Below are 24724 nucleotides of genomic sequence, written 5' to 3' on the forward strand. Positions count from 1 at the left end.
AAGGTCACCGCGATCTCGTATTCCTCGCCCGCGACGATGCCGGCGTGGTTGATGTAGACCTCGGACGACCCGTCCTGGAACCGCGCGCGCAGCGTGGTGCCGTCAAGGAACAGCGCGAAGTGGTTGCCGCCGCCGACGTAGCCCGAGGCGTCCTTGGTGAACAGGCCCTGCGCGCCGTTGGTGTCCGCCGCGATGAACGAGAAGGCGATGGTGCCCTCGGGCAGTTCGTAGATGGCGCTGTGCGGGATCTCCAGAACGCCGCCCGCAGTGCCGTTGAACTCGGTGGCGCCCGCGGCGGAATAGACCGGGTCCGGCACGCCGCTGACGGTGACCGTGACCGTCGCCGTGTCGGTGCCGCCGGTGCCGTCCTCGACCGCGTAGGTGAAGGTGTCGGTGCCGAAGAACCCCGCGTCGGGCGTGTAGGTGATGGTGCCGTTCGCGTTGACCACCGCCGCGCCGTTGCTGGGCGCCGCGCCGATGCCGGTCACCGTCACCGGATCGCCGTCGGCGTCGTCGTCGTTGGCCAGCACGTCGATCACCACCGGCACGTCGCGGCTGGTCGCCGCCGTGTCGTCCGCCGCGACCGGGTCGTCGGCCTCGGGGTCGACGGTGATCGTCACCGTCGCGGTGTCGGTGCCGCCAAGGCCATCGCTGACCAGGTAGACGAAGCTGTCGGTGCCGTTGAAGTCGGTGTCCGGCGTGTAGGTGAACGAGCCGTCGCCGTTCAGCTCCAGCGTCCCGTCGGTCACGTCGGTGACGACGCTCGCGGACAGCGGATCCCCGTTGCCGTCGGTGTCGTTCGCCAGCACGCCCGCCGCCGCCACGGTCAGCACGCCGTCTTCGGCGATGAAATAGTCGTCGGCCACCGCCTCGGGCTCGACATTGGCCTCGGTCAGCACGCTGACCTCTACCGTCGCGGTCGCCGTCAGGTCGCCGTCGCTGATCGTGTAGGTAAAGCTGTCGTCGCCCGCGGTCCCGGTCGAGGTGTAGGTGACGGTGCCGTCGCCGTTGTTCACCACCGTGCCGAGCGCGCCATCGGTGACGATGGTCACGGTCAGCGCGTCGGGGCCGTCGAGGTCGCTGTCGTTGCCCAGCACGTCGATCACGACGGCTTCGCCCATGACCACCACGTTCTCGAGGTCGTCCTCGGCGACCGGCCCGTCGTTGACCGGCGCCACGGTGACGTCGACCACCGAGGTCACGACGCCGCCGACGCCGTCCTCGACGGTCACGGTGAAGCTGTCGGCGCCGTTGAAGTCGGCGTCCGGGGTGTAGGTGATGGTTCCCGTGCCATTGTCGTAGACGGCGGTGCCGTTGGCGGGCTGGGTTGCGACGCCGGTGATCGACAGCGGGTCGCCGTCCGGGTCGGTGTCGTTCAGCAGCAGGTCGGCCACGTCGATGACCAGCGGCGTGTCCTCGTCGGTGGTCACGGCGTCGCCCGTCGGGGTCGGCGCGCTGTTGGTGGCGCTGGACGATCCCGCCAGCGTCGCGATGTCGGTGGACGACAGCGCCGCGTCATAGATCTGCCGGTCGGCGATCACGCCCTCGAAGGGCGCGTCGAACCCGGTCTGACCGCTGGCGCTGCCCCAGCCGCGCCCGCCCCACTGGATCACCTCGACGTTCTGGGTCCAGTCCATCACCAGCGGGCTGCTGCCCACCATGACGCCATCGACCCACAGCGCCGAACCGCCGGCCCCGAAGGTCACCGCGATCTCGTATTCCTCGCCCGCGACGATGCCGGCGTGGTTGATGTAGACCTCGGACGACCCGTCCTGGAACCGCGCGCGCAGCGTGGTGCCGTCAAGGAACAGCGCGAAGTGGTTGCCGCCGCCGACGTAGCCCGAGGCGTCCTTGGTGAACAGGCCCTGCGCGCCGTTGGTGTCCGCCGCGATGAACGAGAAGGCGATGGTGCCCTCGGGCAGTTCGTAGATGGCGCTGTGCGGGATCTCCAGAACGCCGCCCGCAGTGCCGTTGAACTCGGTGGCGCCCGCGGCGGAATAGACCGGGTCCGGCACGCCGCTGACGGTGACCGTGACCGTCGCCGTGTCGGTGCCGCCGGTGCCGTCCTCGACCGCGTAGGTGAAGGTGTCGGTGCCGAAGAACCCCGCGTCGGGCGTGTAGGTGATGGTGCCGTTCGCGTTGACCACCGCCGCGCCGTTGCTGGGCGCCGCGCCGATGCCGGTCACCGTCACCGGATCGCCGTCGGCGTCGTCGTCGTTGGCCAGCACGTCGATCACCACCGGCACGTCGCGGCTGGTCGCCGCCGTGTCGTCCGCCGCGACCGGGTCGTCGGCCTCGGGGTCGACGGTGATCGTCACCGTCGCGGTGTCGGTGCCGCCGAGGCCGTCGCTGACCTGGTAGACGAAGCTGTCGGTGCCGTTGAAGTCGGCGTCCGGGGTGTAGGTGAACGAGCCGTCGCCGTTCAGCACCAGCGTCCCGTCGGTCACGTCGGTGACGACGCTCGCCGACAGCGGATCGCCGTTGCCGTCGGTGTCGTTCGCCAGCACGCCCGCCGCCGCCACGGTCAGCACGCCGTCTTCGGCGATGGAATAGTCGTCGGCCACCGCCTCGGGCGCGACATTGGCCTCGGTCAGCACGCTGACCTCCACCGTCGCGGTCGCCGTCAGGTCGCCGTCGCTGATCGTGTAGGTAAAGCTGTCGTCGCCCGCGGTCCCGGTCGAGGTGTAGGTGACGGTGCCGTCACCGTTGTTCACCACCGTGCCAAGCGCGCCATCGGTGACGATGGTCACGGTCAGCGCGTCGGGGCCGTCGAGGTCGCTGTCGTTGCCCAGCACGTCGATCACGACGGCTTCGCCCATGACGACCACGTTCTCGAGGTCGTCCTCGGCGACCGGCGCGTCGTTGACCGGCGCCACGGTGACGTCGACCACCGAGGTCACGACGCCGCCGACGCCGTCCTCGACGGTCACGGTAAAGCTGTCGGCGCCGTTGAAGTCGGCGTCCGGGGTGTAGGTGATCGTGCCCGTGCCATTGTCGTAGACGGCGGTGCCGTTGGTGGGTTGGGTTGCGACGCCGGTGATCGACAGCGGGTCGCCGTCCGGGTCGGTGTCGTTCAGCAGCAGGTCGGCCACGTCGATGACCAGCGGCGTGTCCTCGTCGGTGGTCACGGCGTCACCCGTCGGGGTCGGCGCGCTGTTGGTGGCGCTGGACGATCCCGCCAGCGTCGCGATGTCGGTGGATGACAGTGCCGCATCATAGATCTGCCGATCGGCGATCACGCCCTCGAAGGGCGCGTCGAACCCGGTCTGGCCGCTGGCGCTGCCCCAGCCGCGCCCGCCCCACTGGATCACCTCGACGTTCTGGGTCCAGTCCATCACCAGCGGGCTGCTGCCCACCATGACGCCATCGACCCACAGCGCCGAACCGCCAGCCCCAAAGGTCACCGCGATCTCATATTCTTCGCCCGCGACGATGCCCGGGTAATCAATGAAGACTTCTGTCGCGCCGTCCTGAAAGCGGGCCCGAAGGGTGTTGCCTTCGAGGTAAAGCGCGAAGTGGTTGCCGCCGCCCGCGTAGCCAGAAGCGTCCTTTGTGAACAGGCCCTGCGCGCCGTTCGTGTCGTCCGCAATGAAGGAGAAGGCGATCGTGCCTTCCGAGATCTCATAGGCCGCGGTGTGCCCAAGCTCCTGAACGCCGGAGGCGGCGCCATTGAACTCTGCCACGCCGGGCGCGGAATATACCAATTCAGTCATCTGCTACCCCAAGATCTCAAGCTATCCGAAACAAGGACAATTGCCGTTCAGCGCGCCCGGTGCGCGGGAAAATGATTGCATCCGCAGCCTGCGCCGCCGGAATGCAGGTCAAACGCCGAATGACACCGCACATCACGCGCAGCGCCGCACTCGACGATCGCCGAATAGATTTGTACAAAACGAACCCACACCCACAATAAAGCCGATCAAAAACCGGCCGCCCCAGGAAGTACTTCACTTCTCGCCGAGCATTTTCCTCAAGAAATTCGGGGCAATCAAGACCAGTTCAAAGCAACGTGATTGACCAGCGAAGGGCTACTTTTCTACCTACGCTTGAATTATCGGACCTGAAGTCGGAATGGACGCACCGACGCTAAATCACAGGGCCCGAAAAACCGCCGCATTCCAGCAAGGTGGACTCGGAAAACCCTTAACATGTGATTTTCCACAGGGTCACCTCAGGATAAATTTCCCCTTAAAGTAGTATCTGACACCCTAAATCAGCGGTCATTCTTCCGACTAGCGAGGCAACAATATGCCGATACCAGCAGGATTGGTCGGAGACCGAAACCAATAGGCGCTTAATTATTGGGCGAGCCCTTCCAAACCACGTCAATGCGCCATTTTCGCGCCGGGCGGCGCGGGCAGCGGGCAGCGGGCAGCCGGAGAATCTCTCCGCGCCCCAAACGCTGCCACCTTGGGTCATCCCTTAGATATTCTCGGGCGTGACGATCTCGAACGGTACCGTGCGCTGCAGCGTCGGCCCGGTCGTCCCGCGCTGACTGACGTCGATCATCGTCTGAATCAGCGTCTGCGAGGTCTCTTCCAGCGGGTGACAGAGGGCGGCGGTCACAAGCCCCTCGGTCAGCCCCTTCCGGGTCTCGGGGCCGATGTCGCGGCAGATCACCCGGATTTGCCGCCGACGCTCTTCCGGCACCTCGCGCAGCGCCCGCAACACGCCCGATATGCCGCCGCCGACGATCAGGATGCCTTTCACGTCGTCATGCTTCGCGATCAGTTCGCGCACCATTGTGTAGGCCTGCGCGCTGTCCTCATGGGTCGGTTCGCTTTCGCCGACGATCAGCCCCGGCGCGTGCTCGCGGATGTACGAGCGGAAGGCGGCGTCGGCGACGTCCTGACACTGGTAGCGGTGGTTGCCAATGAAGACCGCGATGCGCCCGTCGTCGCGCGCCATCTGCGAGATGAAGAAGGCGGCGGTACGTCCCAGTTTCCAGTTGTCGGTTCCGACGAAGGCCGCCCGCTCGGGCGCGGACTGGTCGGTGATATAGGTCACGACGCTGGTGCCCTCGTCGTGCAACTCGCGGATCGCCTGCCCGATCAGCGGGTGGTCCGCGGCGATCAGGGCCACCGCGTCGCATTCCTTGCCAAGCGCCCGCAGGCGGCCGGCGATGTTCGCGGGCTCCAGCCGGTCGACGAAATCGACAAGGCAGTCGACCCGCTCGTCACGGCGCGTCGCGGCGGCCTCGCGGATCTTGTCGCCGAAGTAGCGGTACAGTTCGCGGGTCGATTGCTGCAGCAGGAACCCGAAGCGGTAGTGCGGCAAAGCCCCCTCGCGGCGGGCCGTCAGAACGCCTGCGCCGTAGAAGCCGATTCTATGCGCGGTCTCCTGAACCTGCTCGATCGTGGCGGCGCGCACGTTGTCCGCCCCCGCAAGGATACGGTTCACGGTCGAGATGCTGACCCCCGATTCACGCGCCAAGTCCGCGATTGTGATCCTTTTTTTACCCATGACACTCCGCGCCATCTCATTTTGACATGATACGTAATGATACTTTTGTATCAAAAGATAGCAAGAACAGTTTCATCGTTGGCGGACACTCGCTATCCCTCAGCTCACCCGGCGCCCGGAGGAGGGTCGGACCGGGCACCGAAACGGGAGGATATCCTTATGAACATGAACTCGCGCCTCGCGCGTGGCCTGCTGGCATCCGCCGCAATCGCACTCACCGCGTCCACCGCCTTCGCAGCGGACATCTTCGTTATCGGCGGCAAGCCGGACGATCCGTTCTGGTCGCGCGTCAAGAAAGGCGCCGAAGACGCTGGCGCCGTCGCCGAAGCCCAGGGTGGCTCGGTCACCTGGCTTGGGCCGCAGAACTACGACAACCTCGGCCCCGACGCCGCGGAACTGATCCGTCAGGCAATCGACCAGGGCGCTGACGCCATCGTGGGCCCGAACTGGGTGCCGGAAGCCATGGACCCCGCCTTCGAGGCCGTGGTCGATGCGGGCATCCCGCTGGTGATCTACAACGCCGGCGGCCTTGAGGCCGCGGACCGCCTGGGCGCGATGAACTATGTCGGCGCCGTCGACTACAAGTCGGGCTATGCCGGTGGCGAGTACCTTGGCAACGCCGGTCACAAGAACGGCGCCTGCGTGAACACGCTGCCGGGCGCGGCGAACATCGAAGCCTTCTGCGCCGGTTTCAACGACGGGCTGGAAGCCGCCGGCGGCTCTGGTTCCGTACTGCAGCTGCCCGCCACCGCTTTCGGCGATGCGACCGCCGTGGCACAGGCCGTGCGCGCGCACCTGCTGCAGAACCCCGAGATCGACGCGATGTTCGCCATCGGCGACGGCGACACCAACGCCACCGTCAGCGGCATCCAGCAGGCTGGCAAGGGCGGTTCGGTCCACGTCTGCGGCATGAACTTCAACGACTCGATCCTCGCCAACATCCAGGCCGGTACGCAGGCCTGCGCCATTGACCAGCAAGGGTATCAGCAGGGCTTCTTCGCCGTGTCGATCCTGAACAACTTCGTCAACTACGGCGTGACCATCCCGACCCGCGAGATCCTGACGGGTCCGGGCGTGATCGACGCGTCCAACGTCGAGCAGGTCATCGCGGGCGTCGAGGCCGGCGCGCGCTGATCCTCCCCCACCCCGGGCCTCTGGCGCCGGGGTGACCACGGACGGCGGCCACCCGAACACCGCGGGCGGCCCCGCTTCGGGACGCCCGGCTCGTATGCGGGCCGGGCGACCGACGAAATTCGCAACAGGAAACGCACAGATGTCGATGCAATCAGAAGCTGGCGGACCCGGCCTATCGCTGGGAAGCCTCGTCCGGCGCCCCGAGACCGGATCCCTGATCGGGTTTGCCGTCGTCTACGTCTTCTTCGCCGTGCTGGGCGGCGCCGTCTTCATGGGCGCGCCCGGCTGGTCGAGCTGGCTGAACATCGCGGCCGAGGTGGGCATCATCGCCCTGCCCGTCGGCCTGCTGATGATCGCCGGCGAATTCGACATCTCGGTCGGCGCGGTGGTGCCCGCCGCGTCGATGACCGCAGCGCTTCTGTCCGGGCACTATGACCTGCCCGCCTATGTCGGCATCCTCGGCGGTCTTGGCGTCGGACTGGTCGTGGGCTTCTTCAACGGCCTGCTGGTCACGCGCACCTCGATCCCGTCGCTGATCGTCACCATCGGCGTGATGTTCGCGGTGATGGGCCTGACGCTGGGCTTCGCGGTGATGCTGACCGGCTCGACCAGCGTCGGCTACGTGCCGGACCCGCTGACCAAGACGCTGCTGGGCACCTTCGTGAACGGCATGTTCAACGTCGCGATCTTCTGGTGGCTGGGCTTCGTCGCGGTGTTCTTCTTCTTCCTGCACGTCTCGCCCAAGGGGAACTGGGTGTTCGCCCTTGGCGGCGACGCCGACAGCGCCCGCAACGCCGGCATCCCGACGCGCAAGCTGACCATCGGCCTGTTCATGGCCTCGGGCTTCTGCGCCGCCTTCGTGGGCGTGGCGCAGCTGATGACCTACCAAAGCGCGCAGGTCGCGGGCGGGCAGTCGTTCATCTTCAACTCGATCATGTGCGTCGTCATCGGAGGCGTGCTTCTGACCGGAGGCGCAGGCTCGATCATCGGCGTGGTGCTGGGGACGATGACCTTCGCGGTCGTGAACCAGGGCATCTTCTTCGCCGCGCTCGATCCCAACATCGGCTCGATCATCATCGGCGCGCTCCTGCTGGCGGCGGTTCTGTCGAACGACAGCTTCCGGACGCTCGCCATGACCTACGCAACCAAGAAGAAGTGAGGACGGACCCATGGAAATGATCTCTGGCCTTCTTCGCAGTCCCGCAGCGGCCTCCATCGTCAGCCTGATCGGCGTGCTGGTCTTCTATGTCCTCATCGGCGGCGTCGACCTCGGCCAGCTGCTGGGCGCGGCAAGCTGGGTCAACTACGCCGCCCGGATCGGCATCGTCGCGGTCGCTGTCGGCCTGCTGATGATCTCGGGCGAGATCGACATCTCGATCGGCGCGATGATCCCGGCAGGCGCGATGACCACCGCCATCATCTCGGGCTACTACGAAATGCCCATCATCTTCGGCATCCTCGGCGCCATCGGCATCGGCGTGCTGGTCGGACTGTTCAACGGCTTCCTCGCCGTGCGGACCACCGTGCCGTCGCTGATCATCACGCTGGGCACGCTGGTCGCGATGCAGGGCATCGTGCTGGCCGGGTCGAAGCTGCTGACCGGCGCCGCCTCGGTGCCGCTTACCGCCCCGGCTTGGTCCAAGACGATCTTCGGCGACCTGATCTTCGGCGGCAGCCACCAGACCGTCATCATCTGGTGGGTCGTGATCGCCGCGGTGTTCTGGTTCATCATGCATCAGACCAAGTACGGCAACTGGATCTTCGCCATCGGCGGCGACAAGGTCAGCGCCCGCAACGCCGGTATCCCGGTCGACCGCATCACCATCCTGCTGTTCGTCGGCACCGCCACCGCCGCCTCGTTCGTCGGCATGTGCCACGCCATCCTGTTCAACTCGGCGCAGGTGTCGGGCGGCATGAACGACATCTTCAACATCATCGTAAGCGTCGTGGTCGGAGGCGTGCTGCTGACCGGCGGCTTCGGATCGATCACCGGCGTGTTCATCGGGACGATCACCTTCGCGATCGTGAACAAGGGCATCGATTTCACCGACATCGACCGCAACTGGTCGAACCTCATCATCGGCGTGATGCTCCTTGTCGCCGTCGGGATGAACGAGACCTTCCGCAAACGGGCGATGAGCGCCGTCAAGAAGAAGAAAGGCTGACCCAATGTCTGACGCAAAAGTGGTTCTGGAACTGAAGAACGTCGACAAAAGCTTCGGGCCGATCGACGTGCTGCACGAAATCTCGCTGAAGGTGCGCGAGGGCGAAGTCCTCTGCCTGCTGGGCGACAACGGTGCGGGCAAATCGACGCTGATCAAGACGCTGGCGGGCGTTCACGCCCCCACCCGCGGCGAGATCCTGGTCGATGGCCAGCCGGTCAGCTTCGCCGGCCCGCGCGACGCGCAGGATCGTGGCATCGCCACGGTGCACCAGTTCGGCGGCACCTACCCGCTGCTGTCGGTCGGGCGGAACTTCTTCATGGGCGTCGAACCCACCAAGGGCATCGGCCCGCTGCGGGTGTTCGACCGCAAGACGGCGAACCGGATCGCGGTGGAAGAGGTCCAGAAGATGGGCATCACCCGGATCGACGACGGCGACCGGCTGGTCGGCGGCCTGTCCGGCGGCGAGCGCCAGTCGCTTGCCATCGCCCGCGCCGTCTATTTCGGCGCCCGCGTGCTGATCCTTGACGAACCCACCGCCGCACTTGGCGTCAAACAGGCCGCGCACGTCCTGCGGATCGTGAACGAGGCCAAGAAGCGCGGTCTGGCGGTGATCTTCATCACCCACCAGGTGATGCACGCGATGACCGTGGGCGACCACTTCGCGGTGCTGATCCGCGGCGCCATCGCCGCCGATTTCCGCAAGGGCGAGAAGACCCGCGAAGAGATCACCGACCTGATGGCCGGCGGCGAGACCATGGCGGACCTCGAGGCATCCATCGAGGGCTACATGGAAACCCACGACGGCCACCCGCCGCACGTGACTCCCGCTCAGTAGACATCCTCCCCCGCGCGCCGCGCCGGCGGCGCGCGCACCCAACGCAACATCCCGGAGGCTCGGACATGAAGATCGCCCTCGACCCGTTTATGCATCGCCACCTGTCGCTCGAAGAGCTTCCGTCGAAGGTCAAGGACCTTGGCTACGACTGGATCGAGCTTAGCCCGCGCGGCGACTTCCTTGAGTGGTTCAAGGCGCCCCGCGTGTTCCCCGACCGGGTCAAAAGCTTCAAGAAAGCGCTGAAGGACGCCGATGTCGGCATCGCCACGCTGCTGCCGATGTACCGCTGGGCCTCGAACGACGAGGACGAGCGTCAGGCCGCCGTGCGCCACTGGAAACGCGCCATCGAGATCGCGGTCGAGATGGAAGTGGACACGATGAACTCGGAATTCGGGCGCGGTCCGCATCCCGACAAGGGCACCTGCTATTGCTGCCACACCGGCAGCATGATCGAGGCCTGCGAGGACGCGTGGTGGCGGTCGATGGAGGAACTGGTGCCGATCTTCGAGCGCGAAGGCATCAACCTGCATATCGAGCCGCACCCCGAGGATTGGGTCGAGACGCTGCAACCCTCGGTCGACCTGATCCGCACCGTGAACAGCCCGCGGGTCAAGTTCCTGTATTGCTGTCCGCACACCTTCTACTTCGGCGACGACGTGGTCGCGATGCTGCGCGAATGCGCCGACGTGCTGGCGCATGTCCACATCGCAGACACGTTCAACCACAAGGCCAGCTCGGGTCTGCGGTACATCATCAACCCGCCCGGCTCGACCGCGCGCGTACACCAGCACCTGAACATCGGTCAGGGAGAGGTGCCGTGGGACGACTTCTACAAGACCCTCGCGGAGGTCGGCTTCGACGGCATCATGACCGCCTGCGTCTTCGCATGGGAAGAGAAGGCCGACGAAAGCGGCACCTTCATGCGCGCAGAGATGCAGCGCTACGTCGACAAGTATTTCAAGTGAGGTCCGGGCAATGGCACTGAACGTAGGCGTCATCGGCACGGGTATGATCGGACAGGATCACATCCGTCGCCTTACCCGGGTGCTGGCCGGGGCCACCGTCACCGCGGTGACCGACATCGACCGCGACCGCGCGGGCTCTGCCGCGCCGGAAGGGGCCGAGGTGTTCGACACGCCGCAGAACCTGATCCGCTCGGACAATGTCGATGCGGTGGTGATCTGCTCGTGGGGCCCGGCGCACGAGGAACAGCTTCTGGACTGTATCGCGGCAGGCAAGCCGGTGTTCTGCGAGAAGCCGCTGGTGACCTCGGAAGCCGCCGCGCTGCGGGTGATCGAGGCCGAGGTCGCCTATGGCCGGCGGCTGGTGCAGGTGGGCTTCATGCGCCGCTTCGATGCCGACTACCGGCGGCTGAAGGCGGTGATCGACCGGGGCATGCTGGGTGCGCCGCTGATGTACAAGTCGGTCCACCGCAACGCCAGCGTGCCCGAGGGGCTTTATACCTCGGACATGCCGCTGAACGACACGCTGGTTCATGACGCGGATATCTCGCGCTGGCTGCTGTCGGACGAGATCCGGGGCGTCGAGGTGCGGCTTCCGCGCCGCTCGACCCGTGGCGGCGAACTGCGCGACCCGACCATCGTGCTGCTGCACATGACCAGCGGCGTGATCGTCGACGTCGAGATTTCCGTGAACATCGCCTACGGCTACGACATCCGGGGCGAGGTCTCTTGCGAAATGGGCATCGCCGCCCTGCCCAACCGGCCCGCGACCGTGATCACCGACGCGCACGGCATCCGGCAGGCGATCCCCGAGGACTGGCGCGAGCGGTTCATCGAAGCCTACGACCAGGAGTTCCGCGAATGGATCGTCGCCGCCGGAAACGGCACCGCGACCGGTCCTTCCACCTGGGACGGCTATGCCGCCACGCTGACCGGCGACGCCGCGCTGCGGGCGGTGGCCTCGGGCGGCTTCGAAGCGATCTCGATGATCGACAAACCCGACCTTTACGGCGCGGCGGCGGCCAGCGCCGCGGCCTGACTTGAAACCCTGAACCACGGGATACCGGCATGATCAACGGCGAGCGTACAATTCAACGCCCCCTGCGCTGGGGCATGGTCGGCGGCGGCCGCACCGGACAGGTCGGCTACAAGCACCGCACCGGTGCGCTGCGCGACGGCACCTATCAGCTTGTCGCGGGGGCCTTCGACCTCGACGCCGAGCGCGGCCGCGATTTCGGCACCGCGCTGGGGGTCGAGGGCGACCGCTGTTACGCCACCTACCAGGACCTGATCGCGGGCGAGACCGCGCGCGAGGACGGGGTGGACGTGGTGTCGGTGGCGACGCCGAACTTCACCCATTTCGAGATCACCAAGGCGCTGTTGAACGCGGGCATTCACGTGATCTGTGAAAAGCCGCTCTTTTTCACCGTCGCCGAGTGCGAAGAGGTCAAGGCGCTGGCCAAGGAGAAGGGCCTGATCGTCGGCGTGACCTACGGCTACACCGGCCATCCGCTGGTGCGCCAGATGGCGGCGATGGTGGCCAAGGGGATGCTGGGCGAGATCCGCATCGTCGATCTGGCCTACACTCACGGATTCAACGCGGGCGACGACACCAACGCGGGCGAAGCGGTGAAGTGGCGCACCAACCCCGAGACCGCCGGTCCGACCTTCGTGCTGGGCGATATCGGAACGCATCTTTACTATCTGTCCGAGATCGTTCTGGGCGACGTCCGGGTCGAGAAACTGCTGTGCGACCGCACCGCCTTCATCCCGTCGCGCGCCCCGCTTGAGGATCACGCGACCGTCCTGATGCACTATTCCAACGGCGCGCGCGGGCGGCTTTGGGTGTCGTCGGTGGACGCGGGCAACATGGGCTCGCAGCGTTATCGCTTCGTGGGGTCCAAGGCGTCGCTTGTCTGGTCCGACAGCCACCCGGACCAACTGCTGTACCAGGTACAGGGCGAACCCGAGCGGATCCTGCACCACGGGATGCCCTATCTCGAAGACGAGAGCCTTGCCTGCGACCGGATGGGCGCGCTGCACACCGAGGGTCTCGGGGACAGCTGGTCGAACATCTACCTCTGGATCGCTCAGGCCATCGACGCCCGGATGCGCGGCGACGACGCCTTCCTGGCGAACCATCACTATCCGGGCATCGACGCCGGCCTTGAAGGCGTCCGCTGGCTGGAGAACTGCGTGCGGTCCGCCGATCAGGGCGCCGCATGGGTCGACTTTGAATAACCGTCTCTGTTGAAGGAGCTGGAGACATGAAACTTTCGATCTGCACCGATGTGATGGGCAACCTGTCCTTCACCGAGATGCTGGACAAATGCGTCGACCTTGGCGTCGAGGGCATCGAGATGACGGGCGGCGGCTGGTCCCCCGCGCCGCATTTCCGGGCCGAGGACCTGCTGGCCGAAAAGGGGCTGCTGAAGCAGAAGATGGCCGAGATCGAGGCGCGCGGGTTGCAGATCGCCGCGCTCAACTGCTCGGCCAACCCGCTGGACCCCGGCGCGATGGGCGAACGCCACCGCAAGGAGATGGAGGACACCTTCACCCTTGCCGGCGAGATCGGCGTGAAGAAGATCGTCACCATGTCCGGCCTGCCCGAGGCGGCGCCCGGCGACATGGTCCCGAACTGGCTGGTCTACACCAAAAGCTGGCCCGACGAGATGCCCGAGCGCGACCGCTACCAGTGGGAAGACCGCGCATTCCCGTTCTGGCACGGGCTGGTCGAGCACGCGACCAAGGTGGGCGTCGAGAAGATCGCGCTGGAGAACTTCTCGGCGATGTTGGTCTGGAACCCGGAAACGCTGTTCCGGCTGCGCGACGAGGTCGGTCCGATGGTCGGCATGAACCTTGATCCGTCGCACCTGTTCTGGAAGGGCGCCTGCCCCATCGCCGTCGCCCGCGCGCTTGGTCCGGCGATCCACCACGTGCACGGCAAGGACACCCGCATCGAGCGCGGGCTGGCCGACGTGAACGGCCTGCTGGAACTGAAAGACGTGACCGACGTCGCCAACCGCAGCTGGAACTACGTCGCCGTCGGCGCGGGCCACGACCTGCAATGGTGGAAGGAGTTCTTCTCGGTCGTGGGCATGATGGGCTACGACGACTGGGTGTCGCTGGAGATGGAGGATTTCACCATGTCCACCGAGGCCGGCATCCAGTCCTCCATCGACGCGCTTCAGGCCACCATCATCCGCTGAGGAAGACCGGGAACATGCGCATCGGCGTGGTTGGATACGGAACGGGCGGGCGGCACTTTCACGTGCCGTTCATCCTTGCCGCGCGGGGCGTGGAACTGGCGGGCGTGGTCGCGCGTGCGCCGGCCACCGTCGCGGCGGTGCGATCCGACCTGCCGGGCGTCCCGGTCTTCGCAAGCCTGACCGACATGCTGGCCGCGGGCGTCGACGCCGTCACGATCACCACCCCGCCCCAGACCCGCCGCGCGCTGGTTCTGGAGGCCATCGCCGCGGGCGTGCATGTGATCGCCGACAAACCCTTCGCCCCCAGCGCCGCGGCGGCGCGCGACCTTGCTCTCGCGGCGCGCGACCGGGGCGTGACGCTGGGGGTCTACCACAACCGGCGGCTGGACTCGGACATTCAGACGCTGAAGTCGGTTCTCGATGCGGGGCGTCTGGGCAAGGTCTGGCGGCTGCACTCGCGGATGGATTTCGACGATCCCGCCACGCTGGAGGCCGGGCCGACCGGCGGGCTGCTGCGGGATCTGGGCACCCATCTTGTCGATCAGGCGATCTACCTTCTGGGGCCGGTCCGCTCGGTCGACGCGCAACTGGACATGGTGGACCTGCCCGAAGGCGCGACCGACGCCGGGTTCACGCTGACGCTTCGCCACGACAGCGGCGCGCACAGCCATATCAGCGCCTCCAAGCTGAACCGCCTGCACATGCGCGAGTTGCGCGCCTATGGCTCGGACGGCAGCCACGTGGCGCAAAGCACCGACGTTCAGGCACAGGCGATCTTCGCAGGCAATCGCCCGGCCGAGGATCGCGACGGCTGGGGGTTCGAGCCGGAAAGCCACTGGGCCACCCTGCACACCGCGGCCGGCGCGACCCGGGTGCCAAGCGCGCAGGGCGCTTACTTTCGCTACTACGAAGCTTTTGCCGACGCCGTCCGAACCGGCGGCACCCCACCTGTCACCGCCGCCGAGGGGATCGCCGCCCTTGCCGTTCTGGATGCGGCCCGCACCAGTGCCGAAACCGGACAGGTCGTCGGCGTCGACCGGGAGATCTCGGATGTATAAGTTCATCATCACCATCGACCTCAAGCCCGGCACCCGCGACAAGGTGCTGGCCGCCGCGCCCGAGGCGCAGGCCGCGACGCGGGCAGAGCCCGGCTGCATCGCCTATGACTTCTACACCTGCACCGACGATCCCGACCGGCTGGTCTTCGTCGAAAGCTGGGTGGACCGGGCCGCGCATGATTTCCACATGGAACAGGAGCACACCAAGCGCTTCATCGCGTTCCACGAACAGTTCAACCGCGCGCTGACCTTTGAAACCATCAACGCGGATGTGCCGGAATGAGCGATCTTCCCGTCACCGTCACCTGCGCGCCCTGCTGCTGGGGCGTCGACGACGTGTCGAACCCGCACCTGCCCGCGTGGGAGAAGGTGCTGGACGAAGCCGCCGCCGCCGGGTTCGGCGGGCTGGAACTGGGGCCCTATGGCTACATGCCGCTGGACGTGCCCCGCGTGTCGGACGCTCTGGCGCAGCGCGGTCTGAGCATCGTGGCGGGGACGATCTTCGACGATCTGGCCGACCCCGCGAACCGCGACACGCTGCTGCTGCACACCCGCGAGATCTGCGCGCTGATCACCGCCCTGCCCGCACCGCCCTCGCACGACGGCCAGCGCTTTGCCGCGCCCTACCTGACCGTGATGGACTGGGGCCACGACGCGCGCGACTACGCCGCCGGCCATTCCGACCGCGCGCCGCGCCTCGACGATGCGCAATGGGCCGCGATGATGGACAACATCCGCGCGATCTCGGAAGCCGCGCGCGACGAATACGGCGTCCGCGCGGTGATCCACCCCCATGCGGGCGGCTATATCGAATTCGAGGATGAACTGGACCGCATGGCCGCGGACATCGGGCCGGAAACGGCGGGGCTGTGTCTGGACACCGGGCACCTCGCCTATGCCGGGATGGACCCGGTGGCGACGCTGGACCGCTATTGGGACCGGCTGGACTACATCCACTTCAAGGACATCGACCCAGCGGTCTTCGACCGGGTCATGGGCCAGCGCATCCGCTTCTTCGAGGCCTGCGCCGAGGGCGTCATGTGCCCGATCGGCAAGGGAAACATCGACTATGCCGCCATCCACCGCCTGCTGCGGGACCGCGGCTATGGCGGCTACATCACCATCGAGCAAGAGCGCGATCCGCGTAATCAGGCGTCCGTGCTGGACGACCTCGCGGCCTCGCGCCGGTTCCTTTCGGACACGGGATTCTAAGCCATGACCAAGACCTTGGACGTCATCACCATCGGCCGCGCGGGCGTCGACCTGTACGGCGCGCAGATCGGCGGGCGGCTGGAAGACATGGGCTCGTTCGACAAGTACATCGGCGGCTCTCCGACCAACATGGCCTGTGGAACCGCCCGGCTGGGCCTGAAGTCCGCGCTGATCAGCCGCGTGGGCGACGAGCATATGGGCCGCTTCATCCGCGAGGAACTGGTGCGCCACGGCGTCAACGTGGACGGGCTGAAGACCGATCCCGACCGGCTGTCGGCGCTGGTGATCCTTGGCATCCGCGACCAGGAACAGTTCCCGCTGATCTTCTACCGCGAGAACTGCGCCGACATGGCGCTGTGCGCCGATGACGTCGACGAGGGTTTCGTGGCGCAGGCCCGCGCGGTGGTGGCGACAGGCACCCATCTCAGCCACCCGACGCCCCGCGCGGCGGTGCTGAAGGCGCTGGAACTGGCGCGCAAGCACGGGGCGCGGACGGCGCTGGACATCGACTATCGCCCGAACCTGTGGGGCGTTCTGGGCCATGGCGAGGGCGAAAGCCGCTTTGCCGAAAGCGCCGAGGTCACGGCCAGCCTGCAAGAGACGCTGCACCTGTTCGACCTGATCGTCGGCACCGAGGAAGAATTCCACATCGCCGGAGGCTCGACCGATACGCTGGAGGCTCTGCGCAATGTCCGGAAGGTCTCGGACGCGACGCTGGTGTGCAAGCGCGGGCCGATGGGGGCCACCGCGTTCGAGGGCGATATCCCGGCAAGCCTTGACGACGGCCAGACCGGGCCGGGCTTCCCGATCGAGGTGTTCAACGTGCTGGGCGCGGGCGACGGGTTCATGTCGGGGCTGTTGAAGGGCTGGCTGGACGGTGAAAGCTGGCCGGTGACGCTGAAATACGCCAATGCCTGCGGCGCCTTCGCGGTGTCGCGCCATGGCTGTACCCCGGCCTATCCAAGCTGGGAGGAACTGCAGTTCTTCTTCCAGCGCGGCATCACACGGCCGGACCTGCGCAACGACGCGGAACTGGAACAGGTACACTGGGCGACCAACCGCCACGGCGACTGGTCCAGTGTGAAGACCTTCGCATTCGACCACCGGCTGCAGCTTGAGGAGATGGCAGGCTATACCTTGGCAAAAGGCGGCGCGTTCAAGGAGTTGTGCCTTGAAGCTGCGTTAAAGGTTCAAGATGGTCAGGGCGGCTATGGCATCCTGTGCGACAACCGCATCGGCCGCAGCGCCCTGCATCGCGCCTCGGGTTCGGGGCTGTGGATCGGTCGGCCCACGGAGCTGCCGGGTTCGCGACCGATCGACTTCGAGCCCGAGCTTGGCCCGGATCTGGGACGCCTGCGGGAATGGGCGCGCGAGAACGTTGTGAAGCTTCTGGTGTTCTGCCATCCCGACGACGACGACGAGACCCGCGCGCTGCAGGAACGCCGCGTGCTGCGGCTGTTCACCGCCGCCCGCCGCAACGGGCTGGAATTCCTGCTGGAGGTGATCCCCTCGAAGGTCGGCCCGGTCGATGACAGCACGACGGCGACGCTGATCCAGCAGTTCTACGACGCGGGCGTCTATCCCGACTGGTGGAAGCTGGAGCCGTTCCGGACCGAGGCCGCGTGGGCGAATGCGGTGGCGGCGATCGAGCGCAACGACCCGCGGACCCGCGGCATCGTGGTGCTGGGCCTCGACGCGCCCGAGGCGGAACTGGCCGAGAGCTTCGCGCTGGCCGCGCGGCAGCCGCTGGTGAAGGGCTTCGCCGTAGGCCGCACGATCTTCGGCGATGCCGCGCGGGCGTGGATGAAGGGCGAGATGTCGGACGCGGACGCGGTGGCGCAGATGGCGGACCGCTATGCGAAACTTTGCGGGATCTGGGACGCGGCGCGGGCGGAGGCCCGTCTGAACGCGGCGTGAGGCCGGACCGGAGTCAGGGGGCTCTGCCCCCGCCGCGCTTCGCGCGACTCCCCCGGGATATTTTGGGACAGAAGAAGCTTCTGGCGAAGACAGGAAAAGGGAGGTGGCCATGGGGACGATCCGGCTGACGGCGGCGCAGGCCATGGTGAAATGGCTTTCCGTGCAGATGACCGAAGAGGGCGAGCGCTACGTCGACGGCATGTGGGCGATCTTCGGTCATGGAAACGTGGCGGGCGTGGGCGAGGCGCTGCACGCCTATCGCGACGTGTTCCCGACATGGCGCGGGCAGAACGAGCAGACCATGGCCCACGCCGCCATCGCCTATGCCAAGGCGAAGAAGCGGCGCCGGGCGCACGCGGTGACCTCGTCGATCGGGCCGGGCTCGACCAATCTGGTGACCGCCGCCGCTCTGGCGCATGTGAACCGCCTTCCGCTGCTGATCGTGGCGGGCGACGTCTTCGCGACGCGGCGGCCCGACCCGGTGCTGCAGCAGGTCGAGGATTTCGACGACGGCACGGTCAGCGCGAATGACACGCTGCGCCCGGTCAGCCGGTATTTCGACCGGATCACCCGGCCCGAGCATCTGCTGACCGCCCTGCCCCGCGCCCTGCGGGCGATGACCGACCCGGCGAACTGCGGGCCCGCGACATTGGCTTTCTGTCAGGACGTGCAGGCCGAGGCCTATGACTGGCCGGAAACCTTCTTTGAACCGCGCGTCTGGCACATCCGCCGGCCCGCGCCGGATACGGGCGAACTGGAGCGGGTGGCCGCGACGATCCGGGCGGCGAAGAACCCGGTCATGATCGCGGGCGGCGGGGTCATCTATAGCGGCGCCGAAGAGACACTTGCCGCTTTCGCCGCCCGCCACGGGATCCCGGTGGCCGAGACGCAGGCCGGCAAGTCGGCGCTGGCGCAGGACCACCCGATGAGTTTCGGCGCGTCCGGCGTGGACGGCTCGGCGGCGGCCAACGCGATTTCCGAGACGGCGGACGTGGTGATCGGCGTGGGCACGCGGTTGCAGGACTTCACCACAGGCTCGCGCACGATGTTCGGCGCAGGGGCGAAGCTCGTGTCGATCAACATCCACGGCTACGACGCGGCGAAACACGGGGCGGAAAGCCTTGTGGCCGATGCGAAGGTGGCGCTGGAGGCTCTGAGCGATGCGCTGGGGGACTACAGGGCCGATGCTTTCGATCCCGAGATGCGGACGGACTGGCTTCGGGCGGTCGACGCCTATTGCGCACGGCCCGACGATCAGGCGGCGAAACCCACCGACGGGCAGGTGATCGGCGCGGTGCAGCGGGCCACGGGCGAGACCGCGGTCGCCATGTGCGCCGCGGGGACGATGCCCGGCGCGCTGAAGCTGCTGTGGCAACCCAGCCAGGGCGGCTATCACATGGAGTACGGCTATAGCTGCATGGGCTACGAAGTGGCGGGTGCGATGGGCATCAAGCTGGCCACGCCCGAGCGCGAAGTGATCTGTTTCGTGGGCGACGGCAGCTACATGATGGCGAACAGCGAACTGGCGACGGCGGTGATGCGGCGGGTGCCGTTCACCGTCGTTCTGACCGACAACCGCGGCTATGGCTGCATCAACCGGTTGCAGACGATGGGCTGCGGCGGCGAGCCCTTCAACAACATGTATGTCGACTGCAACGTCGAGGTGCAGCCCGAGATCGACTATGTCGCCCACGCCGCCAGCATGGGCGCGCATGCGGTGAAGGCCGCCGACACCGATCAGCTGGAGGCCGAGATCCGGGCCGCGCGCGACCGCGACATTCCCACCGTGATCGTGATCGAGACCGTTGCGAAGGACTTCCCCGGCACCGGGCTGGAAACGCGCGCGGGCGCGCACGGCTTCTTCTGGGATGTCGCCGTGCCCGAAGTCTCGGACCGCCAGAAACAGCGTGACCGCTACGAGGGCTATCTCAAGCAGATCGCCCATGCGCGGCTGACCAACTGAGGAAAGGAGCCGGAATGGCTGACCTACTGAAGAAACCCTTCGGCGCCCACGGCAAGGTTCACGAGATCACGCCGCAGTCGGCGGGCTGGCGCTATGTCGGGTTCTCGCTGTACCGGCTGCGTCCGGGCGAAACCGTGTCCGAGGCGACGGGCGACCGCGAGGTGATCCTTGTGATGGTCGAGGGCAAGGCCACGATGCAGGCCGCCGGGCGGGACTGGGGCGAATTGGGAGACCGGATGGACGTGTTCGAGAAGACGCCGCCGCATTGCCTGTATGTCCCGAACGGCGAGGAGTGGCACGCCACGGCGACCACCGACTGCACGCTGGCGGTCTGCTCGGCCCCCGGTCACGGTGGCCACAAGGCCCGGCGGATCGGGCCGGACGGGATCACCCTGACCCAGCGGGGCAAGGGCAACAACACCCGCCACATCAACAACATCGCGATGGAGAACGAGGATTACTGCGACAGCCTTCTGGTGACCGAGGTGTTCACGCCGGACGGCAACTGGTCGAGCTATCCCAGCCACCGTCACGACGAGGACGACTATCCGAATATCACCTATCTCGAAGAGACCTATTACCACCGCCTGAACCCCGGCGACGGGTTCGGCATCCAGCGGGTCTATACCGAGGACGGCGTGCTGGACGAGACGATGGCGGTGAAGGACGGCGACGTGGTCTGCGTCCCGCGCGGTCACCACCCCTGCGGCGCGCCCTATGGCTTCGAGATGTACTACCTCAACGTGATGGCGGGGCCGCTGCGGAAGTGGCGCTTCATCGCGGACCCGGCGGTTCAGTGGATCATGGACCGCGACGCATGATCCCGAGGGCGCTGAACCAGAAGACAGCGCGCGACCTGCCCTTCGAGGCGTTTCTGGACCTTGCCGCCGGGATTGGATGCGTGGGGGTGGAGCCGCGCAACGATCTTGGCCGTCCGTTCTTCGACGGCATCGCGCCCGCCGAGGCGGCGGCGATGGCGAAGGCGCGCGGGCTGCGTTTGCTGGGTCTGTCCGAGGTCTACGGGTTCAACGTCTGGGACGACACCCGCGCGGCGCAGATCGGGGCGCTGCTGGATGTGGCCGAGGCGGCGGGAGCCGAGACGATCAGCCTGATCCCCAGCGTCGACGACCGCCCAACGCGCGCCCTGCGCGACGTGATGCGGGACATCCTTGCGCTGGCCGAGGGCCGCGCGGTGCTGCCGCTGATCGAGCCCATCGGTTTCGCGTCCTCCACCCTGCCCCGCAAGGCCGAACTGGTCGACGCGATCGAGGCGGTCGGCGGCACCGAGGCGTTCAAACTGGTGCATGACACGTTTCAGCACGTCATCGCAGGTGAGACCGAGCTTTTCCCGGAACATACGGCCATCGTGCACGTCTCGGGCATTTCCGATCCGACGGTCGCCCTTGACGCGGAACAGGACGGCCACCGCGTGCTGGTGGATGCCGGGGACCGCTGCGGCAACCGGGGCCAGGTCCGGGCGTTGCTGGACGGCGGCTATGCCGCGGCGTTCTCGTTCGAATGCACCGAGCCGGGCCTGATCGCGCGGCCCGTGGCGGCAGAGATCGAGGCATCGTTCCAGCGTCTCGAGGCATAGCGGGGCGTCGCGACGCCCCGCCCAATAATCAGCAGTTGCGCGCGCGTTCGATGACGGTGGCCAGCACCTCGTCCGCGTCGCGGGTCCACCAGTTGTCGGCCGAGAAGATCTCGACCTCGACGAAGCCATCAAAGCCCTGCGCCTCGACCATGGCGCGGTAGGCGGCGATGTCGATCACGCCGTCGCCCATCATGCCTCGGTCCAGCAGCAGGTCACTGGTCGGGACCAGCCAGTCGCAGATGTGGAACGCCAGAAGACGGTCACGGCCCGCGCGGGCGATCTGGGTGGCGATCTCGAAGTCCCACCAGACGTGGTAGACGTCCAGCGCCACGCCGATGCCGTCGCCCAGCCGGTCGCAGATATCCAGCGCCTGCCGGGTCGTGTTCACGCAGGCCCTGTCGCCCGCGTACATCGGGTGCAGCGGCTCGATGGCGACGGGCAAGCCTGCGGTGCGGGCATAGTCGAGCGTGTCGGCCAGCCCCTCTTCGACCAGCGCCTGCGCGGCGGGGAGGTCCCTGGACCCCTTCGGCAGGCCGCCCACGACCATGACAAGGCAGGCCGCGCCGATCTCGGCGGCTTCGTCCACCGCGCGACGGTTGTCGTCCCTGACCTTCCGGGTCAGCGACCCGTCCTCGGTGTACCAGCCGCCTCGGCACAGCCCGCTGACGCCCAGCCCCGCATCGCGGATGGCACGCGCGGCGGCGGTCGGACCCATCTCTTGCAACTTGTCGCGCCACGGGGAGACCGCGCCGATGCCGTGCCGCGCGCAGCCGTCGATGCACTGGGCCAGCGTCCATTGCTCGCGCACGGTCGCGGTGTTCAGCGACAGGCGGGATGCGTCTACGCCGGTCATCTCAGACCTCCACGCCGCGAGCGGCGAAGACCGGCCGCGCGCGGGCGGCGGCAAGGTCGGCGTCGGGGAACAGTCCCGCATCGTTGGCCAGCCGCACCAGTTCGGCAAGGTGCCGGGTCGAGCGGGTGCTTTCCTGCCCGCCGATCATGGTGAAATGGTCCTGATGCCCGTTGAGATAGGCCATGAACACCACGCCGGTCTTGTAGAACCGCGTGGGCGCCTTGAAGATATGGCGCGACAGCGGGACCGTGGGACCGAAGGCGTCGCCGTACCGGTTCATGTCGCCCTGCCCCAGCGCGGTCAGCGCGCGGGCGGCGGCCCCGGCGATGGGATCGAAGATGCCCAGCAGCGCGTGGGAATAGCCCTGATCGTCCCCGGCGATGAGGTCCGGGTAGTTGAAGTCGTCCCCGGTATACATGCGCACGCCATCCGGCAGGCGGTGGCGCATGTCGATTTCCTTGTCGGCGGACAGAAGCGAAATCTTGATGCCGTCGACCTTCGAGGCGTTGGCCTCGATGATCTCAAGGCAGGTGTCCATCGCCGCCATGTGGTCGCCCGAGCCCCAATAGCCTTCCAGCGCGGGATCGAACATCTCTCCCAGCCAGTGCAGGATCGCGGGCTGTTGCAGGCCCGACAGCACGCGGTCGTAGACCTTGGCGTAGTCCTCGGGACCGTTCGCCGCCTTCACCAGCGCGCGGGACGCCATCAGGATGACCTGGCTGCCGGTCGCTTCAACAGCCTCGCACTGTTCTTCGTAGGCGGCGATCACCTGCTCGATGGTCGCGCCCTCGGGCGAGATGTGGTCAGTGCCCGCGCCAGAAGCGATCAGGTGGCCGCCGGATTTCGCCAGCGCGACGCTGCGCTGGATCAGGTCCAGCGAGGTGGGCCAATCGAGGCCCATGCCGCGCTGCGCGGTGTCCATCGCCTCGGCCACGCCGAAGCCCAGCGACCACAGGTGCTCGCGGAAGGCCAGCGTGCGGTCCCAGTCGATCGGACAGTCGAGCCACGGGTCGGCCTCGGCCAGCGGGTCTGCCACGACATGCGCGGCGGCGAAGGCGGTGCGGGTCCAGCCGTCGGACGCCACCGGCGCGGGGCCGTCCTTCAGCGTGACAGCGCCGCCGGGAAGGTTGAGTGTCGTGCTCACAGCCCCAGGTCCTCCAGGTCGATCCAGCGGCGTTCGCGCCAGCTTTGATAGCCCGCCTCGGCCAGTTGCACGCCCTTCGCGCCTTCGGCGAGGGTGTAGGAGAACGGCGCATCTTCGACGACGTGACGCAGGAATTGCTCCCACTGAACCTTGAAGCCGTTGTCGTACACGGTGTTGTCCGGCACCTCTTCCCAGCCGCCGAACAGGTCCAGCGGTTGCGGTTCGTCGGGGTTCCAGACGGGTTTCGGGGTGTTGACGCGATGCTGCGAGTAGCACTTGTGCAGCCCCGCGACGGCGGACCCATGGGTGCCGTCGATCTGGAATGTCACCAGGTCGTCGCGGCGGACACGGGTGCACCAGCTTGAATTGATGTGGGCCACGATGTCGCCTTCCAGCAGGAAGGACGCATAGGCCGCGTCATCGGCGGTGGCGGTGTATTCCTTGCCCTGCTCATCCCAGCGCGCGGGAATGTGGGTCGCGCCAAGGCAGCTGACCGACTTTACCGGCGCGACGACGTTGTCGAGCACATAGCGCCAGTGGCACAGCATGTCCGAGATGATGCCGCCGCCATCTTCCGAACGGTAGTTCCACGACGGACGCTGCGCGGGCAGGAAGTCGCCCTCGAACACCCAGTAGCCGAACTCGCCCTTCACGCTCAGCATCCGCCCGAAGAAGCCGCTGTCGCGCAGGCGCTTCAGCTTCAGCAGGCCCGGCAGGTCCAGCTTGTCATGGACGATGCCGTTCTTGACGCCTTTCTCCTTGGCATAGCGGGCGATGTCGACGGCCTCGGCCAATCCTTCAGAGACCGGCTTCTCGCTGTAGACATGCTTGCCTGCGTCGATGGCCTTCTTCAGCAGTTCGGGCCGCAGCTGGGTCGAGGCGGCGTCGAAGAAGATCGTGTCGTCGGGGTTGGCAAGCGCGGCGTCCAGATCGGTGGTCCAGCGCTGCACGTTGTGCGTCTTCGCCAGCGCCTCGATCTTGTCGGCGTTGCGGCCAACGATGATCACGTCGGGCACGAGGTACGAACCATCCTTTAGCGCCAGACCGCCCTGATCGCGGATGGCGAGGACCGAGCGGATCAGGTGCTGGTTCATCCCCATCCGCCCGGTCACGCCGTGCATGATGATGCCGATCCGTTGTTGTCTCATTTTCTTCGGTCCTTTCAGAGATTTGTCTGTCGTGTCAGGGGGTGCGCAGCCGGGTGGCCGCGCGGGT

Annotated in this window: 20 protein-coding genes; 15 read left to right on the forward strand and 5 right to left on the reverse strand. The window is 66.9% G+C overall.

Annotation, left to right across the window (positions count from 1 at the left end):
• Positions 1 to 3713 (reverse strand): Ig-like domain-containing protein (locus ACP156_RS20650; RefSeq protein ID WP_425053279.1); only part of this gene is annotated, 3713 nt, incomplete at its 3' end.
• Positions 3714 to 4422: 709 nt separating this feature from the next.
• A complete protein-coding gene (locus ACP156_RS20655; protein ID WP_425053280.1) occupies positions 4423 to 5478 on the reverse strand; it encodes a LacI family DNA-binding transcriptional regulator in 1056 nt (351 codons plus the stop codon).
• A 144-nt stretch (positions 5479 to 5622) separates the two neighbouring features.
• On the opposite strand from ACP156_RS20655, the gene ACP156_RS20660 reads away from it, so the two are divergent.
• The 15 genes from ACP156_RS20660 to ACP156_RS20730 all read left to right on the forward strand — a co-directional run bounded on the left by ACP156_RS20660 (position 5623) and on the right by ACP156_RS20730 (position 21512).
• Positions 5623 to 6597, forward strand: a complete 975-nt coding sequence (locus ACP156_RS20660) for a substrate-binding domain-containing protein (RefSeq protein WP_425053281.1) — start codon at positions 5623 to 5625, stop codon at positions 6595 to 6597.
• Positions 6598 to 6736: 139 nt separating this feature from the next.
• Positions 6737 to 7756 (forward strand): ABC transporter permease, encoded by a 1020-nt coding sequence (locus tag ACP156_RS20665; protein WP_425053282.1) that lies wholly within the window; start codon positions 6737 to 6739, stop codon positions 7754 to 7756.
• Positions 7757 to 7766: 10 nt separating this feature from the next.
• Positions 7767 to 8762, forward strand: a complete 996-nt coding sequence (locus ACP156_RS20670; RefSeq protein WP_425053283.1) for an ABC transporter permease — start codon at positions 7767 to 7769, stop codon at positions 8760 to 8762.
• Positions 8763 to 8766: 4 nt separating this feature from the next.
• Complete coding sequence (locus ACP156_RS20675; protein ID WP_425053284.1) at positions 8767 to 9597, forward strand: ATP-binding cassette domain-containing protein; 831 nt, start codon at positions 8767 to 8769, stop codon at positions 9595 to 9597.
• Between the two features lie 65 nt (positions 9598 to 9662).
• The gene (locus ACP156_RS20680) at positions 9663 to 10562 is read left to right on the forward strand and encodes a sugar phosphate isomerase/epimerase family protein (protein WP_425053285.1); all 900 of its coding nucleotides are present in this window, start codon (positions 9663 to 9665) and stop codon (positions 10560 to 10562) included.
• Between the two features lie 10 nt (positions 10563 to 10572).
• Positions 10573 to 11598 (forward strand): Gfo/Idh/MocA family oxidoreductase, encoded by a 1026-nt coding sequence (locus tag ACP156_RS20685; protein ID WP_425053286.1) that lies wholly within the window; start codon positions 10573 to 10575, stop codon positions 11596 to 11598.
• Between the two features lie 29 nt (positions 11599 to 11627).
• On the forward strand, positions 11628 to 12800 hold the full coding sequence (locus ACP156_RS20690; protein ID WP_425053287.1) for a Gfo/Idh/MocA family protein: 1173 nt from the start codon (positions 11628 to 11630) through the stop codon (positions 12798 to 12800).
• Positions 12801 to 12826: 26 nt separating this feature from the next.
• Entirely contained in the window at positions 12827 to 13768 is a 942-nt protein-coding gene (locus ACP156_RS20695) for a sugar phosphate isomerase/epimerase family protein (protein WP_425053288.1), read from the forward strand.
• A 14-nt stretch (positions 13769 to 13782) separates the two neighbouring features.
• A complete protein-coding gene (locus ACP156_RS20700; RefSeq protein WP_425053289.1) occupies positions 13783 to 14826 on the forward strand; it encodes a Gfo/Idh/MocA family protein in 1044 nt (347 codons plus the stop codon).
• Complete coding sequence (locus tag ACP156_RS20705) at positions 14819 to 15109, forward strand: putative quinol monooxygenase (RefSeq protein ID WP_425053290.1); 291 nt, start codon at positions 14819 to 14821, stop codon at positions 15107 to 15109. Before ACP156_RS20700 ends, ACP156_RS20705 begins: the two co-directional genes overlap by 8 nt.
• Positions 15106 to 16038, forward strand: coding sequence for a TIM barrel protein (locus tag ACP156_RS20710; protein WP_425053291.1), 933 nt, complete (start codon positions 15106 to 15108; stop codon positions 16036 to 16038). The genes ACP156_RS20705 and ACP156_RS20710 overlap by 4 nt, the downstream gene beginning before the upstream one ends.
• A gap of 3 nt (positions 16039 to 16041) precedes the next feature.
• Positions 16042 to 17955, forward strand: coding sequence for a bifunctional 5-dehydro-2-deoxygluconokinase/5-dehydro-2-deoxyphosphogluconate aldolase (locus ACP156_RS20715; protein WP_425053292.1), 1914 nt, complete (start codon positions 16042 to 16044; stop codon positions 17953 to 17955).
• Between the two features lie 109 nt (positions 17956 to 18064).
• Entirely contained in the window at positions 18065 to 19918 is a 1854-nt protein-coding gene (iolD, locus tag ACP156_RS20720; protein ID WP_425053293.1) for a 3D-(3,5/4)-trihydroxycyclohexane-1,2-dione acylhydrolase (decyclizing), read from the forward strand.
• A gap of 14 nt (positions 19919 to 19932) precedes the next feature.
• A complete protein-coding gene (gene iolB / locus ACP156_RS20725; RefSeq protein WP_425053294.1) occupies positions 19933 to 20739 on the forward strand; it encodes a 5-deoxy-glucuronate isomerase in 807 nt (268 codons plus the stop codon).
• On the forward strand, positions 20736 to 21512 hold the full coding sequence (locus ACP156_RS20730; protein WP_425053295.1) for a TIM barrel protein: 777 nt from the start codon (positions 20736 to 20738) through the stop codon (positions 21510 to 21512). Before iolB ends, ACP156_RS20730 begins: the two co-directional genes overlap by 4 nt.
• 28 nt (positions 21513 to 21540) lie before the next feature.
• On the opposite strand, the gene ACP156_RS20735 is transcribed toward ACP156_RS20730, so the two are convergent.
• The 3 genes from ACP156_RS20735 to ACP156_RS20745 are packed head-to-tail and all read right to left on the reverse strand — an operon-like array spanning position 21541 to position 24657.
• Positions 21541 to 22365 carry a sugar phosphate isomerase/epimerase family protein gene (locus tag ACP156_RS20735; RefSeq protein WP_425053296.1) on the reverse strand — a complete coding sequence of 275 codons (825 nt, stop codon included), beginning with the start codon at positions 22363 to 22365 and terminating at the stop codon, positions 21541 to 21543.
• Between the two features lies 1 nt (position 22366).
• On the reverse strand, positions 22367 to 23509 hold the full coding sequence (locus ACP156_RS20740; RefSeq protein WP_425053297.1) for a dihydrodipicolinate synthase family protein: 1143 nt from the start codon (positions 23507 to 23509) through the stop codon (positions 22367 to 22369).
• Positions 23506 to 24657, reverse strand: coding sequence for a Gfo/Idh/MocA family protein (locus tag ACP156_RS20745; protein ID WP_425053298.1), 1152 nt, complete (start codon positions 24655 to 24657; stop codon positions 23506 to 23508). The genes ACP156_RS20740 and ACP156_RS20745 overlap by 4 nt, the downstream gene beginning before the upstream one ends.
• Between the last annotated feature and the right edge of the window lie 67 nt (positions 24658 to 24724).

This window comes from Psychromarinibacter sp. S121, assembly GCF_049801035.1.
Lineage (GTDB): Bacteria > Pseudomonadota > Alphaproteobacteria > Rhodobacterales > Rhodobacteraceae > Psychromarinibacter.